This is a genomic window from Sphingomonas sp., from assembly GCF_965200135.1.
Taxonomy (GTDB): Bacteria; Pseudomonadota; Alphaproteobacteria; order Sphingomonadales; family Sphingomonadaceae; genus Sphingomonas.
The window spans coordinates 33562-49581 of sequence record NZ_CBDATK010000001.1; the positions used below are offsets into that span (position 1 = coordinate 33562).

15 protein-coding genes and 1 pseudogene are annotated in these 16020 nt (G+C 66.6%); 5 read left to right on the forward strand and 11 right to left on the reverse strand.

Annotation, left to right across the window (positions count from 1 at the left end):
* Positions 1 to 142 precede the first annotated feature (142 nt).
* The 3 genes and pseudogenes from dnaG to ACOFKS_RS00220 form a co-directional block, all read right to left on the reverse strand.
* The gene (dnaG, locus tag ACOFKS_RS00210; RefSeq protein WP_419807235.1) at positions 143 to 1966 is read right to left on the reverse strand and encodes a DNA primase; all 1824 of its coding nucleotides are present in this window, start codon (positions 1964 to 1966) and stop codon (positions 143 to 145) included.
* Between the two features lie 214 nt (positions 1967 to 2180).
* A pseudogene (locus ACOFKS_RS00215) lies at positions 2181 to 2297 on the reverse strand (PEPxxWA-CTERM sorting domain-containing protein); the annotation flags it as partial.
* A gap of 459 nt (positions 2298 to 2756) precedes the next feature.
* Positions 2757 to 3224 (reverse strand): GatB/YqeY domain-containing protein, encoded by a 468-nt coding sequence (locus ACOFKS_RS00220; RefSeq protein WP_419807236.1) that lies wholly within the window; start codon positions 3222 to 3224, stop codon positions 2757 to 2759.
* Positions 3225 to 3312: 88 nt separating this feature from the next.
* Between ACOFKS_RS00220 and carA the strand changes: the two genes are divergently transcribed.
* Entirely contained in the window at positions 3313 to 4602 is a 1290-nt protein-coding gene (carA, locus tag ACOFKS_RS00225; RefSeq protein ID WP_419807237.1) for a glutamine-hydrolyzing carbamoyl-phosphate synthase small subunit, read from the forward strand.
* On the forward strand, positions 4599 to 5177 hold the full coding sequence (locus tag ACOFKS_RS00230; protein WP_419807238.1) for a hypothetical protein: 579 nt from the start codon (positions 4599 to 4601) through the stop codon (positions 5175 to 5177). Before carA ends, ACOFKS_RS00230 begins: the two co-directional genes overlap by 4 nt.
* Before the next feature lie 99 nt (positions 5178 to 5276).
* Here the strand turns inward: ACOFKS_RS00230 and ACOFKS_RS00235 are convergent, their stop codons facing one another.
* Together ACOFKS_RS00235 and ACOFKS_RS00240 are read right to left on the reverse strand one after the other, a co-directional pair.
* Complete coding sequence (locus ACOFKS_RS00235; protein WP_419807239.1) at positions 5277 to 5690, reverse strand: type II toxin-antitoxin system VapC family toxin; 414 nt, start codon at positions 5688 to 5690, stop codon at positions 5277 to 5279.
* Positions 5687 to 5932, reverse strand: coding sequence for a FitA-like ribbon-helix-helix domain-containing protein (locus tag ACOFKS_RS00240; RefSeq protein WP_419807240.1), 246 nt, complete (start codon positions 5930 to 5932; stop codon positions 5687 to 5689). Before ACOFKS_RS00240 ends, ACOFKS_RS00235 begins: the two co-directional genes overlap by 4 nt.
* A 57-nt stretch (positions 5933 to 5989) precedes the next feature.
* Between ACOFKS_RS00240 and carB the strand changes: the two genes are divergently transcribed.
* The 3 genes from carB (at position 5990) to ACOFKS_RS00255 (ending at position 10548) form a co-directional block, all read left to right on the forward strand.
* Positions 5990 to 9331, forward strand: coding sequence for a carbamoyl-phosphate synthase large subunit (gene carB, locus ACOFKS_RS00245; RefSeq protein WP_419807241.1), 3342 nt, complete (start codon positions 5990 to 5992; stop codon positions 9329 to 9331).
* 76 nt (positions 9332 to 9407) lie between these two features.
* Positions 9408 to 9884 carry a transcription elongation factor GreA gene (gene greA / locus ACOFKS_RS00250; protein WP_419807242.1) on the forward strand — a complete coding sequence of 159 codons (477 nt, stop codon included), beginning with the start codon at positions 9408 to 9410 and terminating at the stop codon, positions 9882 to 9884.
* Between the two features lie 28 nt (positions 9885 to 9912).
* Positions 9913 to 10548 carry a rhomboid family intramembrane serine protease gene (locus ACOFKS_RS00255; protein WP_419807243.1) on the forward strand — a complete coding sequence of 212 codons (636 nt, stop codon included), beginning with the start codon at positions 9913 to 9915 and terminating at the stop codon, positions 10546 to 10548.
* Between the two features lies 1 nt (position 10549).
* Here the strand turns inward: ACOFKS_RS00255 and ACOFKS_RS00260 are convergent, their stop codons facing one another.
* From ACOFKS_RS00260 to ACOFKS_RS00285, 6 genes are all read right to left on the reverse strand, one after another.
* A complete protein-coding gene (locus ACOFKS_RS00260; RefSeq protein ID WP_419807244.1) occupies positions 10550 to 11098 on the reverse strand; it encodes a (2Fe-2S)-binding protein in 549 nt (182 codons plus the stop codon).
* A 158-nt stretch (positions 11099 to 11256) separates the two neighbouring features.
* Entirely contained in the window at positions 11257 to 12018 is a 762-nt protein-coding gene (locus tag ACOFKS_RS00265) for a class II aldolase/adducin family protein (RefSeq protein WP_419807245.1), read from the reverse strand.
* Positions 12019 to 12064: 46 nt separating this feature from the next.
* Positions 12065 to 13183 carry a CaiB/BaiF CoA transferase family protein gene (locus ACOFKS_RS00270; protein WP_419807246.1) on the reverse strand — a complete coding sequence of 373 codons (1119 nt, stop codon included), beginning with the start codon at positions 13181 to 13183 and terminating at the stop codon, positions 12065 to 12067.
* A 3-nt stretch (positions 13184 to 13186) separates the two neighbouring features.
* Positions 13187 to 14311, reverse strand: a complete 1125-nt coding sequence (locus ACOFKS_RS00275) for a CaiB/BaiF CoA transferase family protein (RefSeq protein ID WP_419807247.1) — start codon at positions 14309 to 14311, stop codon at positions 13187 to 13189.
* Positions 14308 to 14820: a GNAT family N-acetyltransferase gene (locus ACOFKS_RS00280; RefSeq protein ID WP_419807248.1), complete on the reverse strand. Its 513-nt coding sequence runs from the start codon at positions 14818 to 14820 to the stop codon at positions 14308 to 14310. Before ACOFKS_RS00280 ends, ACOFKS_RS00275 begins: the two co-directional genes overlap by 4 nt.
* 1 nt (position 14821) lies before the next feature.
* Positions 14822 to 16000 carry an acyl-CoA dehydrogenase gene (locus tag ACOFKS_RS00285; protein WP_419807249.1) on the reverse strand — a complete coding sequence of 393 codons (1179 nt, stop codon included), beginning with the start codon at positions 15998 to 16000 and terminating at the stop codon, positions 14822 to 14824.
* Positions 16001 to 16020: the final 20 nt, after the last annotated feature.

Consider the following 16020-nt stretch of genomic DNA (forward strand, 5'->3'; position numbering starts at 1 on the left):
ACCTTCGGGTGCCGCCGCGCGGGCGTCTTCGTTCGCCTGACATAGGTTTGCAAGCCGCATTTCCAACGCCGTCCGACTGCACCACTCGGAAATTGACTTTGATGCCACTTCGAGAATGAATATGGGGTGGCGGGCAATCGCATCAAGCTCGGCGGGCGGCGTCGTCGGCATCATGCACAGCCTCAAGCCATTGAGACAGCCGTTGTTGAAACTGCGCTGCGTCATCACGAGAGCGCTGCTGTTCTGCAAATGCTTGTTCGGTCATCGTCGCCTTAAAAACCTCATGCGCAAGGTTAGCTGCAATCCGACTCTCATGCTCTTCGTTAAGAAGTTCAATAATCCTTACCAAGTCTCGTATCGCATCCGAGGAAGAACTCGAGCGCCGGTAGAACGAGAACGCTAGATGCTTTTGGTAACAGCGCCTTTCTATAGGCGCAATATCGGACTCACTGAGAATGCTATCGACTAAGTCTTCACTCAAGTCATTGAAATCAAAAATTATGTCTACAAGCCTAGTGCGCCAAACCGTTTGATAGCGATCTACGATTGGCAAAAGACGAATGTCTTCATAATGAGACAGAATGACAGACGGATGTCTCATCAATCCAAACAAGATTGACTTATAAAGATTGTACTCAGGTTCCCTTCGAGACTTTAGCTCAGAGGCTTGGACTGCCCGCCGCAACGACCGCAGTCCATTCCGGTCTGGGTAAAAAGTGTCTGAAAAGTATTTCCTAAATGTCTCTCTATATTCAGTTCTAACGCCCTTGTTTGCAATAGACTCGGCCTTCGCAAGCAGTCGCTCGCGAAGTGCTGAACGTTCATCTGGACCAGGGGTTGGGCCAACGCCACCCAGCTCTGCTCGCCAGATGTAATCTGGTAGACTTACTGGATCTTCAAGCAGTTTAGAGAATTTTGCAGACCCCGAGTTAACAATTAAGTCATCGGGGTCCTGCCCCGACGGCAAGGTCGCGAACGCCAGGCTGCGGCCCGGTTGCAGCATCGGCAGCGCGCGGTGCGCGGCGCGGAGCGACGCCTTCTGTCCGGCCGCGTCGCCGTCGAAGCACAGGATGGGCACGTCGACCATCCGCCACAATCGCTCCAGCTGCGCCTCGGTCAGCGCGGTGCCGAGCGGGGCGACCGCCTCGTCGATGCCGGCGCGGGCGAGCGCGATCGCGTCCATATAGCCCTCGACCACGATCACCCGCGCGGCCTTGCGCGACGCGGGCGCGGCGCGATCGAGGTTGTAGAGTGTGCGGCCCTTGTCGAAGAGCGGCGTGTCGGGCGAATTGAGATATTTAGGCTCGCCGTCGCCGATCACGCGGCCGCCGAACGCGATCACCCGGCCGCGCGCGTCGCGGATCGGGATCATCAGGCGGCCACGGAAGCGGTCGTAGGGTTCCTTCCCCTCGACCTGGATCAGCAGCCCGGCCTCGACCAGCATGGCGTCGCCGAACTCCTTGAGCGCGGTGCGGAGCTTGCCGCGACTGTCCGGGGCATAGCCGATGCCGAACGCGCGGCGGAACCGGTCGTCGATGCCGCGCCGGACCAGCAGCTCGCGCGCCGCCGCGCCTTCGAGTCCGCCCAGCTGTTGCTCGAACCACTCGGCGGCGGCCTGCATGACGTCGTGGAGCGACTTCGCGCGCTCCTGCCGTTCCGCCTGGCGCGGGTCGGGGGCAGGCACGTCCATCCCGGCGGCGGCGGCGAGTTCCTTGACCGCGTCCATGAACGGCAGGCCACGCTGATCGGTCATCCACCGGATCGCGTCACCGTGCGCGGAGCAGCCGAAGCAGTGGTAGAAGCCCTTGTCGTCGTTGACGTAGAAGCTGGGCGTCTTCTCGTTGTGGAACGGGCAGCAGCCACGCATCTCGCGGCCGGCCTTTTGCAGCTTGGTGGTGCGACCGATCAGCGCCGACAGCGAGGTTCTTGCGCGGAGCTCGTCGAGGAAGGCGGGGGTAAGGGTCATCGAGTCGCCGCCCGCGAAAGGTCGCGAAGGTCACCGAAAACGGCGCGACATCCGGCCGCGCGGCGGGCCGGATTCGATAAAGGGAGAGCGATGGCCGAACGCTCGCGCATCGCGGGCGCTTAGCGGAAACGGGGCGTGGAGGACAGCGGCATCGACGGCCGGCGCGCAAGGCCGTTCCGGCCTGCCGCGAACGCTGGACGCCGACGCGGCGGCGTCAGGCGAGCCGCCAGCCGGCCCTGCGGCTGCGGACGCGCATAGTGCCGCCGACCAGGCCGAAGCCGGCGATCAGCAGCCCCCAGCTGGCAGGCTCGGGCACGGCGGAGATGCTCACCAGGAAATCGCCCGGCGTCGACAGCCCCGTCAGCGCAAAGCTGCCCTGACGGAACGTCGGGGCGCTCTCCGGTCCGGTGTAGAGTTGCACGCCGTTGGCGTCGAACAGATAGTCGAAACCGCCGCTGTCGCTGATGAGCAGCCCGCCGGTAACGCCGGCGTTGAAGAACGACAGGTCGGCGAGGCCCGCGCTTGTGCCGGGCAGGCCGGGAACGCCGACCACGGCAAAGAGGTAGTCGTCCTGCACGAAGTCCGGAACGGGGCTGGAGTCGAGCCGGAACGTTGCGTTGTAATTGCCCGAGATCGTGAACTTCAGCGGCTTGGCCGCGACGGGCGTCGCCAACGCGAAGGCGATGCCCCCGAGGAGCATTCCGGTCAGCTTCATCATCTTTTCCGATTCCCGTTTCCGCGACCGGGATAGCGGGGCTCGATGACGGTATTGCGACGGCCGGCGCTGCTGCTAGGCGAGCGCCGCCTTCACCAGCCCGCTCGCCTTCGACATATCCAGCTCGCTCGCATGGCGTGCCTTCAGCGTCGCCATGACGCGTCCCATGTCCTTCATCCCGGCAGCACCCAGTTCGGCCTTGATCGCCTCGATCGCCGCGCTGGTGTCGGCCTCGCTCATCTGCTGCGGCAGGAAGCGTTCGATCACCGCGACCTCGGTCTCCTCGGCGACGGCGAGTTCCTCGCGCGCACCCTTGCGATACATGTCGATCGATTCGCGGCGCTGCTTGACCATCTTTTGCAGCACCTCGACGACCAGCGCGTCGTCGTCGTCGGGCGCCTTGCCGTCCCGCGATTGCGGGGCGCGCGCCTCGATGTCGCGGTTCTTGATCGCGGCCTGGATCAGGCTCACGGCGTTGCGGGTGTCCTTGTCGCCGGCCTTCATGGCGGCGATCTGGGCGGCTTTGATGTCGTCTCGAATCATGTGCCCCTTATTGACCGGGGGCGGTGCGGGGTCTAGCTGCCGGGGCTTAGTGACATCGTGACCTCTGACCGGAGTGCCCGCCTCTATCATGGCCGACACCGCCTCTCTTCGCGCGCCTGCCAGAGCGCCTGACGGCGCCACCGGTTGCCTCGTGCTGGCATCGGGCGAGGTCGTGTGGGGGCGTGGCTTCGGCGCGGAGGGGCAGGCGGTCGGCGAGGTGTGCTTCCACACCGCGATGACCGGCTATCAGGAGATCATGACCGATCCGAGCTTCGCCGGACAGATCATCACCTTCACCTTTCCGCACATCGGCAACGTCGGCGCCAACCCCGACGACGTCGAGGCGGACCGGCCGCACGCGCTGGGCATGATCGTGCGCGAGAACGTGACGGAGGCGTCGAACTTCCGCGCGGTCGAGCAGCTTGACGGGTGGATGAAGCGGCACGCGCGGATCGGGCTGGCGGGCGTCGACACCCGCGCGCTGACGCGGCGCATCCGGGCCGGGGGCGCGCCCAACGGCGTGGTGGCACATGCGGCGGACGGCGTGTTCGACGTGGCCGCGCTGCTGGAGATGGCGCGCGGCTGGCCGGGGCTGGAGGGCATGGACCTGGCGAAGGAGGTGTCCACCGCGACGCACTTCGGCTGGGAAGGCGGCGTGTGGCGGCTGGGGTTCGGCTATGGCGAGGGCGGCGCGGGTGGTTCGACTTCGCTCACCACGAACGGGGTCGGGGGCACGACCACCGGGACGGGGGGAAGCGCCGCTCAGACCCCGTTCGCCCTGAGCGAAGTCGAAGGGCAGGGCCGCAAACCCCATGTCGTCGCCGTCGATTACGGCTCCAAGCACAACATTTTCCGCAACCTGGCACTAACAGGGGCGCGGGTATCGGTCGTGCCGGCGACCGCCTCGTTCGACGAGATCATGGCGCTGCAACCCGACGGGTTCTTCCTGTCGAACGGCCCCGGCGATCCATCGGCGACGGCGGAGTACGCGGTGCCGGTGATCCGGGCGATGCTGGACACGCAGCTGCCGCTGTTCGGCATCTGCCTGGGGCATCAGCTGCTGGGGCTGGCGGTCGGCGCGACCACGACCAAGATGTTCCAGGGCCATCGCGGCGCGAACCACCCGGTCAAGCGGGTGAGCGACGGCCCCGATTGCGGGCGGGTCGAGATCACCAGCATGAATCACGGCTTCGCGATCGAGCGCGACAGCTTGCCGGCGGGGGTGACCGAGACGCACGTATCGCTGTTCGACGGCAGCAATGCGGGGCTGGAGCTGGCCGGCGGCCGCGCGTTCAGCGTGCAGTATCATCCGGAGGCGAGCCCGGGGCCGCAGGACAGTATGTACCTGTTCGATCGGTTCGTGGGGATGATGCGGTGATCGACCTACCGCCGCCAACCGATCAACAGACCATCGAAGCCATCGTGAAGTGCGACATTCCTCGCGCGGACGTTCGCATACGATACGAAGATGAGCTACAATCGGATGAGATTACGATCAGTGAATTAGGGCCGCTGAACGACGGTAAGTTGCTGTGCCTTAAGGCAGCGGTGCATCCGTTCTACATTCTCACGATCACCGATCGCGCTCAGCAATCCGCATTTTATGACTATTCTCGCCGGGAAGACCGGCCTGCGGAACAGCGAGCGGCTCAAGAGTGGGTTCGGTCGAAGCGCCTGACCGACAAAGTACCGAGCTTCGATAGGAGCAACGGGGTGGAAACCTTTGCTGAAGGTCTCGAACTTGCCTGTGGTTTGAAGCCCGGCAGCACCGTGGAGGTCGTTGGAGCGTCCATGCTGACGATCCGGCGAGATGTCATCGTGGGAAGCGATTTTGGTCGGTTGGGTCGAACATTAGAGTGCGTGATGAATGTGTTCACCGCGTCCGACGCTACTGAGAACGGGATCAGCTTCGGTTTTATCGGGAACGAAGCAGTGGCTGTAAAAAAAAACTGATGCCCAAACGCACCGACATCTTATCCATCCTCGTCATCGGCGCCGGCCCGATCGTGATCGGCCAGGCGTGCGAATTTGATAATTCGGGCACGCAGGCGATCACGCCTGCCACGGGTCGATCAGCTTCAGTCCAAGACCAGCGAAATGCTTGGTGTTGCGGGTCGCCAAAGCTAGGTCTCGCGTCAACGCCGTCGCGGCGATCTGTGCGTCCGCCGTGCCGGGATCGCGCCCGGCGCGTTCCAACTGAGCCAATACCGTGGCGTAGCGCCGGGAAGCCGGGAGATCGAACGGCGCGATCCGGTCCGCATATTCGGCCAGGATCGCGTCATACTGCGCGCGTAACGTCGATTTGCGTCGGCCTTCCGGCATCAGCTCCACGCCCGACAGAAACTCGCCCGTCACGACGGTGGACAGCCATAGCTGATCGGCGTGATCGAGTTCCCATGCTCTTACCTGAGGGTCCGGGACAGCCTTCACCAGCTCGCTCCAGACGTTCGTGTCGACGAGGATCATTCGGCGTCGAATACCGGGATGCGTGCGCGGCTGCGCGGCGGGATCGGCAGATCGACGCCGGGGCGGCTTGCCTCGTAGAGCATCTGCCCGATCGACTTGCGCTCCTTCGGCGGTTCCGGCCGGACCAGTGCGACAAGGGCACGCCGCGCTTCGTCTTCCAGCGAGCGGCCGTTGCGCGCCGCCCGTTCGCGAAGATCCTGCTTCACGTCGTCGGGCAGATTGCGGATCGTCACACTCGCCACGTCAACCCTTCCGTGATTGCAATGCAATCATCGTATGCATTGATCGCGTAGAAAACAATGCCCAAACGCACCGACATCTGTTCCATCCTCGTCATCGGCGCTGGCCCGATCGTGATCGGCCAGGCGTGCGAGTTCGATTATTCGGGCACGCAGGCAATCAAGGCTTTGAAGGAGGAGGGCTATCGCGTCGTCCTGGTCAACTCCAACCCCGCGACGATCATGACCGATCCGGAGCTGGCGGACGCCACCTATGTGGAGCCGATCACGCCCGCTGTCGTCGCCGCGATCATCGAAAAGGAGCGCCCCGATGCGGTGCTGCCGACGATGGGGGGGCAGACGGCGCTGAACACGGCGCTGGCGCTGGAGCGCGACGGCACGCTGGCGCGGTTCGGCGTGACGATGATCGGCGCCGACGCGGAAGCGATCGACAAGGCGGAGGACCGGCTGAAGTTCAAGGACGCGATGACGCGGATCGGGCTGCACTCGGCGCGCTCGGCGATCGCGCATTCGGTCGAGGAGGCGCTCAGCGGTCTGGAGATCACCGGGCTGCCTGCGGTCATCCGGCCCTCCTTCACGCTGGGCGGGACCGGCGGCGGCATCGTCTATAACCGTGCCGAGTTCGTCGAGCTGGTCCGCAAGGGGCTGGACGCCTCGCCGACCACCGAGGTGCTGATCGAGGAGTCGCTGCTCGGCTGGAAGGAATATGAGATGGAGGTGGTCCGCGATCGCGCGGACAATTGCATCATCATCTGCTCGATCGAAAACGTCGATCCGATGGGTGTCCATACCGGCGATTCGATCACCGTCGCGCCGGCGCTGACGCTGACCGACAAGGAATATCAGATCATGCGGAACGCCAGCATCGCGGTGCTGCGCGAGATCGGCGTCGAGACGGGCGGGTCCAACGTCCAGTTCGCGGTCAACCCCGCCGACGGCCGGCTGGTGGTGATCGAGATGAACCCGCGCGTGTCGCGCTCGTCGGCGCTGGCGTCGAAGGCGACGGGCTTTCCGATCGCGAAGGTCGCGGCGAAGCTGGCGGTCGGGTACACGCTCGACGAAATCGAGAACGACATCACCGGCGCGACCCCGGCGGCGTTCGAACCGACCATCGACTATGTCGTGACCAAGATCCCGCGCTTCGCGTTCGAGAAGTTCAAGGGCGCCGAAGAGGTGCTGGGCACCGCGATGAAGTCGGTCGGCGAAGTGATGGCGATCGGCCGCAACATCCACGAATCGATGCAAAAGGCGTTGCGCGGGCTGGAGACGGGGCTGTCCGGCTTCAACCAGGTCGATCGGCTGGTCGGGCGGCCGCGCGCGGAGATCGAGGCGGCGCTGGCCGTGGCGACGCCGGACCGGCTGCTGGTCGCGGCGCAGGCGCTGCGCGAGGGCATGACGGTCGCGGAGGTGCATGCGATCGCCAAATACGATCCCTGGTTCCTCCAGCGGATCGCGGAGATCATCGCCGCCGAGGCCGAGGTGATGGAGAACGGTCTGCCGATCGACGCGGCGGGGATGCGGCGGCTGAAGTCGATGGGCTTCAGCGACAAGCGGCTCGCCTGGCTGGCGCTGGAAAGCGCGCACCTGCGCGGGATGCGGCGCGGCATCGCGCGGGGGTCCGGGCTGATCCACGAGGTCGTCAAGGCGATGACCGGCGGCGTCACCGAGGACGAGGTGCGCGCGCATCGCCACAAGCTGGGCGTGCGGCCGGTGTTCAAGCGGATCGACACCTGCGCGGCCGAGTTCGACGCGAAGACGCCGTATATGTACTCGACCTACGAGGCGCCGTCGTTCGGCGAGCCGGAGAACGAGGCGCAGCCCAGCGACCGGCGCAAGGTCGTGATCCTGGGCGGTGGGCCGAACCGGATCGGGCAGGGGATCGAGTTCGATTACTGCTGCTGCCACGCCTGTTTCGCGCTCGAAGAGGTCGGCTTCGAGACGATCATGGTCAACTGCAATCCGGAGACGGTGTCGACCGATTACGACACGTCCGACCGGCTGTATTTCGAGCCGCTGACGGCGGAGGACGTGCTGGAGATCCTGCACGTCGAGCAGCAGGCGGGGACGCTGGTCGGCGTGATCGTCCAGTTCGGCGGGCAGACGCCGCTGAACCTCGCGCGCGCGCTGGAAAAGGCGGGCGTTCCGATCCTGGGCACCTCGCCCGACGCGATCGACCTGGCGGAGGATCGCGAGCGGTTCGCGGCATTGGTCGCCAAACTCGGTTTGAAGCAGCCGATGAACGGGCTGGCACGCAGCCGGGACGAGGCCGTCGCGGCGGCCAATCGCATCGGCTACCCGGTGCTGATGCGGCCCTCCTACGTGCTCGGCGGGCGGGCGATGGAGGTGGTCGACAGCGAGCGGCAACTCGACAACTATATCGCCACCGCCGTCCAAGTGTCGGGCGACGCGCCGGTGCTGATCGACCAGTATCTGCGCGACGCGATCGAGGTCGACGTCGACGCGATCGCCGACGGCGACGACGTGGTGGTCGCGGGCATCATGCAGCATATCGAGGAGGCGGGCGTCCATTCGGGCGACAGCGCGTGCTCGCTGCCGCCCTATTCGCTGAGCCCGGCAATCATCGCCGAAATCGAGCGCCAGACCGAAGCGCTGGCCCGTGCGCTAAGCGTCGTGGGATTGATGAACGTGCAGTTCGCGGTCAAGGATGACGCTATCTACCTGATCGAGGTCAATCCGCGCGCCAGCCGTACCGTGCCCTTCGTCGCCAAGGCGACCGGCACGCCGGTGGCGAAGATCGCCGCGCGGGTGATGGCGGGGGAGAAGTTGCGCGATCTGCCGCCGATCGATCGGCACATCGACTATTATGCGGTCAAGGAGGCGGTGTTCCCGTTCAACCGCTTCCCCGGCGTCGACCCGGTGCTGAGCCCCGAGATGAAGTCGACCGGCGAGGTGATGGGCATCGCGCGCGACTTCACCACTGCGTTCGGCAAGGCACAGCTGGGCGCGGGCACGGTGCTGCCGACGGAGGGCACGGTGTTCGTCAGCGTCAAGGAAGGCGACAAGGAGATGATCGTGCCCGCCGTCCGAGCGCTGATCGATGCGGGCTTCGGCATCGTCGCGACGGTCGGGACGGCCGACCACCTGCGCCGCGCCGGGCTGCCGGTCGAGCAGGTCAACAAGGTCGCGCAGGGGCGGCCGCACATCGTCGACCGGATCACCGACGGCGACATCGCGCTGATCTTCAACACCACAGAGGGGTGGCAGAGCCTGAAGGACTCGGCCCCGATCCGGTCGAGTGCGCTGGCGAACCGCGTGCCCTATTTCACGACCGCGTCGGCGGCGCTGGAAGCGGCGAAGGTGATCGCCCAGGCGCAGGGGAGTTCGGGCGGTGACCTTGAAGTGCGGCCGCTGCAATCCTATCATTCCCGTTCGCACGACTGACCCCCGACCAGCGAGAATGTGAGTGCGAGCGGTTCCGAAGGAACCGCGCGGGGCAGATCAATTGGGGAAGACCGAGATGGCGACCGTCGAGAAGATGCCGATGCTGCAGGAGGGCTATGAGAAGCTCACCTCTGAGCTGAAGCGCCTGAAAGTGGAACGGCCGCTGATCGTCGACGCGATCGAAGAGGCGCGCGCGCACGGCGACCTGTCCGAAAACGCCGAATATCATGCCGCCAAGGAGCAGCAGGGCCAGAACGAGGCGACGATCAGCGACATCGAGGACAAGCTGTCCCGCGCGCAGATCATCGATCCCAAGGACCTGTCGGGCGACAAGGTGGTGTTCGGCGCGACGGTGACGCTGCTCGACGACGACGACAAGCCGGTGCGATATCAGATCGTCGGCCAGACCGAGGCGGACGCGAAGACCGGGCGGATCAGCTATAATTCGCCGCTCGGCCGCGCGCTGATCGGGCGCAAGGTCGACGAGGACATCGAGGTGACGGTGCCGTCGGGCGACCGCTATTATGTGGTCAACAAGATCGAGTTCATTTGACGCCGAGGGGGGTCGGAGGAGGGGGACCATGACGATGCGCTGGTCCGACGCCCCCGCCACCTATGGCATCGCGGCGCTGACCATCCTGGTGTCGGCGGTGCTGCTGGTCACCGGCTGGCTGCCGGCGGCGGCGCTGTCGGCGGGGTTCATCCCCGGCCGGGTCGATGCGGGCGCGGTCAGCGCGCCGGTGACGCTGCTGCCGGTGGTGGTGACGCCGCTGACCGCGACGCTGATCCATGGCGGCATCCTGCACCTGCTCTTCAACACGGTGATGCTGGTCTATTGCGGCAAGCAGGCCGAGCGTGCGCTGGGCGCGCGGGGACTGATCGGGCTGTACGTCGTTGGTGCCTATGCCGCGGCGGTCGGGCAGTGGGTGGCCGGACCCGGTTCGGTGGTGCCGATGGTCGGGGCGAGCGGCGCGATCTCCGCGATCGTGGCGGCCTATGCGCTGCTCTATGGCGAGCGGCGGCCCAAGGCGATCGGGCCGATACCGGCGGGCGTAGTCAACGTGATCTGGCTGGCGGCGGCGTGGGTCGGCGTGCAGCTGCTGGTCGGGGCGGGGCAGGGCAACCAGCCGGTGGCGATCGCGGCGCATATCGGCGGGTTCCTGGCCGGACTGGCGCTGGCCAGGCCGTTGCTGTTGTGGCGGTGGCGCGGGGCGTAGCCTAGCGGTTGCCCGATCCTCGCGTCAGCGCGGGCACCTGACGGGCTGCATCGGCGGGGTCGATGCCGGGCCGGAAGCCCGCCGGGATCACCTCTTCGCCCCTCAGCGCCCGGCCGGCGCGCTGGATCGCCTCCACGACGCGGGGATAGACACCGCAGCGGCAAATCACGGTGATGCTCTCCCGGACCTGCGCCTCGGTGGGATTGCTGTTCTTTCGCAGCAGCACGCTCGCCTGCATGATCATGCCGCCGATGCAGAAGCCGCATTGCGGCACCCCCTCCGCCAGGAAGGCGAGCTGGAGCGGGTGGTTGCGTTCGCGCGACAGGCCCTCGATCGTGGTGACGTAGCTGCCCTCGATCGTCCCGACCGGCACCTGGCAGGCCGCGCGCGCGGTGCCGTCGACATCGACAATGCACGCGCCGCAATGCCCCGTGCCGCACCCGTATTTCGCGCCGGTCAGATTGGACGCGTCGCGCAGCGCCCACAGCAGCGGGGTGGCGGGGTCGAGGCGGTATTCGACCGGCTGGTTGTTGACGGTGAAGCGGATCATGCGCGAGATTGGTTAGCCCGATTTCACCCCTGTCGTCATCCCCGCGAAAGCGGGGACCCATCGCCGACGCCGCCCACGCCATATCGTCTCGACGTTCAGAGCGGGGGAGATGGGTCCCCGCTTTCGCGGGGATAACGGATTGGGTGCGGCCGCCGTCGCTATTCGCGCCAGCTCGTATCTTTCCGGTCGACCAGCCGCACCATCGCGTCGAAGTCCGCCTTGCCGGGCTGGACGCCGGGCACCTGGCTCTGGTGCAGGTCGCGCTGGTGGACGGCGACGACCTCGGCGGGCACCTCCAGCGGCGTGCCCATCGACGCGGTGGCGACCTGGATCTCGCAGGCGCGTTGCAGCGCCCAGTGCTTGACGAACACCTCCGGGATCGAGCGGCCCATCACCAGGATACCGTGGTTGCGGAGCAGCATGACGCGCTTGTTGCCGAGATGTTCGAGCAGCCGCTCGCCCTCCTCGTCGCGCACCGTCACGCCCTCAAACTCGTGATAGGCGATCTGGTTGGCGAAGTTGCAGGCGTAGAAATTGACGTTGCGCAAGCCGCCCTCGACCGAGCTGACCGCCATCCCCGCCGTCGTGTGGGTATGCGCGATCGCGTGCGCGTCGGGCAGGTGGCGGTGGAACAGCGCGTGCTGGACGAAACCCGCGCGGTTGACCGGATAGGGGCTGTCGTCGAGCTTGTTGCCGTCGATGTCGATCTTGACGAGATTCGACGCGCACACCTCGCTGAAATGCAGGCCGAACGGGTTGATGAGGAACGCGCCCTCCTCGCCCGGAATCTTCTGCGTGATGTGATTGTAGATCATCTCCGACCAACCCATCATGTCGAACACGCGATAGCAGGCGGCGAGCTCCTGCCGCGCTTCCCACTCGGCGGCGGTCATCTGCGGCTTGCGAAGGGCGGTTGCCATGACGGAGTCTCCTGATCTGTTTGAGCGGTCTATCGCACGTTTGGCGTCAGTGGCCTAGCGCCGCGGCCTCATCGGCGCTGAACCCGAGGTGGCGCAGCACGCCGGCATCGTCGCGCTCGGTCGCCATTACCGGTGCGACCGTCGCGCTCGCCGAATAGCGCGGGGCGGGGGCTGGCTGGGTGACGCCGCCGGCCTCGACGAAGGTGCCGCGCGCGCGGTTGTGCGGGTCGGCGATTGCGTCGTCGAAGCCGAGCACGGGGGCGAAGCACACCTCGTGTCCCGCGAACGCCGCGACCCATGCGTCGCGCGGGCGCTCATGGAAGCGGCGCTCCAGCTCCGCCTTGAGCGGGCGCCAATTGCGCGGGTCCATCTGCGCGTCCCATTCGGCGCCGTCGAGGCCCATCACTCGGCGCAGCTCGGCGTAGAATTGCGGCTCGATCGCGCCGAGGCTGACCCACTTGCCGTCCGCGCATTCGAACGTGTCGTAGAAATGGGCGCCGGTATCGAGCAGGTTCTCGCCGCGCCGGTCGGACCAGCGACCCATCGCGCGAAAGCCCCAGATCATGCTCATCAACAGCGCCGATCCGTCGGTCATCGCGGCGTCGACGACCTGGCCCTCGCCGGTGCGCTGCGCGTGAAGGAGGGCGGCGAGCATCCCGAACGCCAGCATCATGCCGCCGCCGCCGAAGTCCGCGACCATGTTGATCGGCGGCATCGGCTTCTCGCCCGCGCGGCCGAAGGCGTGCAGCGCGCCCGAGATGGCGAGATAGTTGATGTCGTGGCCGGGCTCGTGCGCCATCGGCCCGGTCTGGCCCCAGCCGGTCATGCGGCCATAGACGAGCCGCGGATTGTCGGCGAGCAGCACGTCCGGTCCGAGTCCGAGCCGCTCGGTGACGCCGGGGCGGAAGCCCTCGATCAGGCCGTCGCTCTGCGCGGCGATGCGGCGGACGGCGGCGACGGCAACGGGTTGTTTGAGGTCGAGCGCGATCGAGCGGCGGGAGCGCAGCAGCGGGTCGCGCGCATCGACGGTGATGCCCGGTCTCGCGCCACGATCGATGCGGATCACCTCGGCGCCGTGATCGGCGAGCATCATGCCGGCGAACGGGCCGGGACCGATGCCGGCAAGCTCGACGATGCGGATGCCCTTCAGCGGCGCGTCGGCCATGGTCTACTCCTTCGGCAGATCGGGCGCGGCCGTCCCGGACGCCAACTCGGCGTCGGAGAAACGGATCGGGGTGCGCAGGCCCGGCAGCGTGGTGCCGTCGTCGCGTGCGACCTCGATCCGCATGCCGCGCGCGATCACCTGCGGATCGTCGAACGCTTCGGCGACGGTGTTAATGGGACCGGCGGGGACGCCCGCCGCCTCGCAGGCATGCAGCAGGTCCTGTTTCGATCGCAGCCGGGTCAGCGTCTCGATCGCGGCGAAAAGTGCTGGCTTGTGCGCGAGGCGGCCGGCGTTGGTGGCCCATTCCGCGCGTTCTTCGAGGCCCATCACGGCGCAGAAGCGGCGGAACTGCGCGTCGTTGCCGACCGCGAGGATGAACCAGCCGTCGCTCGCCGGGAAGACCGCGTAGGGCGACACGTTCATGTGCGCGTTGCCGACGCGCGCCGGGGTGTCGCCGCTGATGAAGTAATTCATCGCCTGATTGGCGAGCACGCCGGTCATGGTGTCGAGCAGCGCCAAGTCCAGCTGTTGCCCCCGCCCGGTCCGCTCGCGCTGCGCCAGCGCCGCCTGGATGCCGATTACCGCATAGAGGCCGGTCATGATGTCGGCAAACGCGACGCCGATCTTCTGCGGCTGACCGTCGGGCTCGCCGGTCAGGTCCATGATCCCGCTCATGCCCTGAACGATATAGTCGTAGCCGGCGCGGGTAGCGTAGGGGCCGTCCTGACCGAAACCGGTGATCGAGCAGTAGATCAGGCGCGAGTTGAGCGCGGCGAGCGAGGCGTAGTCGAGACCGTACTTTGCCAGCCCGCCGACCTTGAAGTTCTCGATCAGCACGTCGGCATCGGCGACCAGATCGCGGACGAGTTGCTGGCCCTCAGGCGTGGTAAAGTCGGCAACGACGGAGCGCTTGCCGCGATTGCAGGCGTGGTAATAGCCGGCGGTTCGCGTGCCGTCGGGGTTGGCGACGAAGGGCGGTCCCCAGCTGCGGGTGTCGTCCCCCTGCGGCGACTCTACCTTGACCACCTCCGCACCCAGGTCGGCGAGGACCTGACCCGCCCATGGGCCGGCGAGGATGCGCGCGAGTTCGACGACCTTGAGGCCGGCGAGGGGGTGAGGCCGGGTCATCGAGCGATCGCGTAGACGAGGTGACGGACGATGCCTGTCGCCATCGATCGATCCTCGGTTTCATCGGTGGGCGTCGCCCCGATCTTCTCCAGTGCCCGGCGCGAGCGGACGTTGTCCTCACCCACCCAGAAGACCACCCTCGGCACGTCGGCGAACGCATGATCGATCATCAACCGCTTGACCTCGCCGTTGACCGCCCCGCCCCAATGAGCGCGGGCGAGGAAGGTCCACCCGATTTCGATCCGATCGCGGTCGGCGTCGTACTCGCCGTAGCGCGAGGAGCCGATGACCACCCCGGTCGCGCGATCGACGATCGTCAGCGCGCCGCTACTCGCCAGCGCATCGTCGAAGAAGCGGCGGAACACCGGCTCCTGCCAGCGGTCGTGCGCCGGATGGACCGCCCAGATCGCCGGATCGGCGGCGATCGCGAACAGGGCGTCCCAATCGTCGCCACGCAGCGGCCGAAGCGCGACCCGCTCGCCGGTGAGGGTGGGCTGGCGGTCGATCACGTCAGAACGCCGCGATCCCCGTGATCGCGCGGCCCAGGATCAGCGCGTGGACGTCGTGCGCGCCCTCATAGGTGTTGACCGTCTCCAGGTTCATCATGTGGCGCATGACCTGATACTCGCCCGAGATGCCGTTGCCGCCGTGCATGTCGCGCGACATGCGGGCGATGTCGAGCGCCTTGCCGACGTTGTTGCGCTTGACGATCGAGACCATCTCCGGCGCGAAGCGGCCCTCGTCCATCAGGCGGCCGACGCGCAAGCTGGCCTGGAGCCCGAGCGCGATCTCCGTCTCCATGTCGGCGAGCTTCTTCTGGAACAGCTGGCGGCCGGCCAGCGGCGTGCCGAACTGGTTGCGGTCGAGGCCGTATTGGCGCGCGGCGTGGAAGCAGAACTCCGCCGCGCCGAGCGCCCCCCAGCTGATCCCGTAACGCGCGCGGTTGAGGCAGCCGAACGGCCCCTTCAACCCGACCACGTCGGGCAGGATCGCGTCGTCGCCGACCGCGACCTCGTCCATCATCACCATGCCGGTGATCGAGGCGCGAAGCGACAGCTTGCCCTCGATCTTGGGCGCGGACAGGCCGGCCATGCCCTTTTCGAGCACGAAGCCGCGGATCGCGCCGTCCTCGGTCTTCGCCCAGATCACGAACACGTCGGCGATCGGCGAATTGCTAATCCAGGTCTTCGAGCCCGAGATGACGTAGCCGTCGGCGGTCTTCTTCGCGACCGTCCGCATCCCGCCGGGGTCGGAGCCGGCATCGGGCTCGGTCAGGCCGAAACAGCCGATCCACTCGCCCGCCGCGAGCTTTGGCAGGTACTTCCGCTTCTGCTCTTCCGAACCATAGGCGTTGATCGGGTACATCACGAGCGAGGACTGCACGCTCATCATCGAGCGATAGCCCGAATCGACCCGCTCGACCTCGCGCGCGACCAGGCCATAGGCGACGTAGGACGCGCCGACGCCGCCATATTCCTCCGGGATGGTGGGGCCGAGCAGCCCCAGCTCGCCCATCTCGCGGAAGATCGCGGGGTCGGTATGCTCGTGCTGGAATGCCTCGACGATGCGCGGCGCCAGCTTGTCCTCGGCATAGGCCCGCGCGGTGTCGCGGACCATGCGTTCGTCGTCGCTCAGCTGCTCGTCGAGCAGGAACGGGTCGGCCCAGTCGAAGCGTCCCATGCCGGCCATTCTGTCTCTCCTCTTCCCGC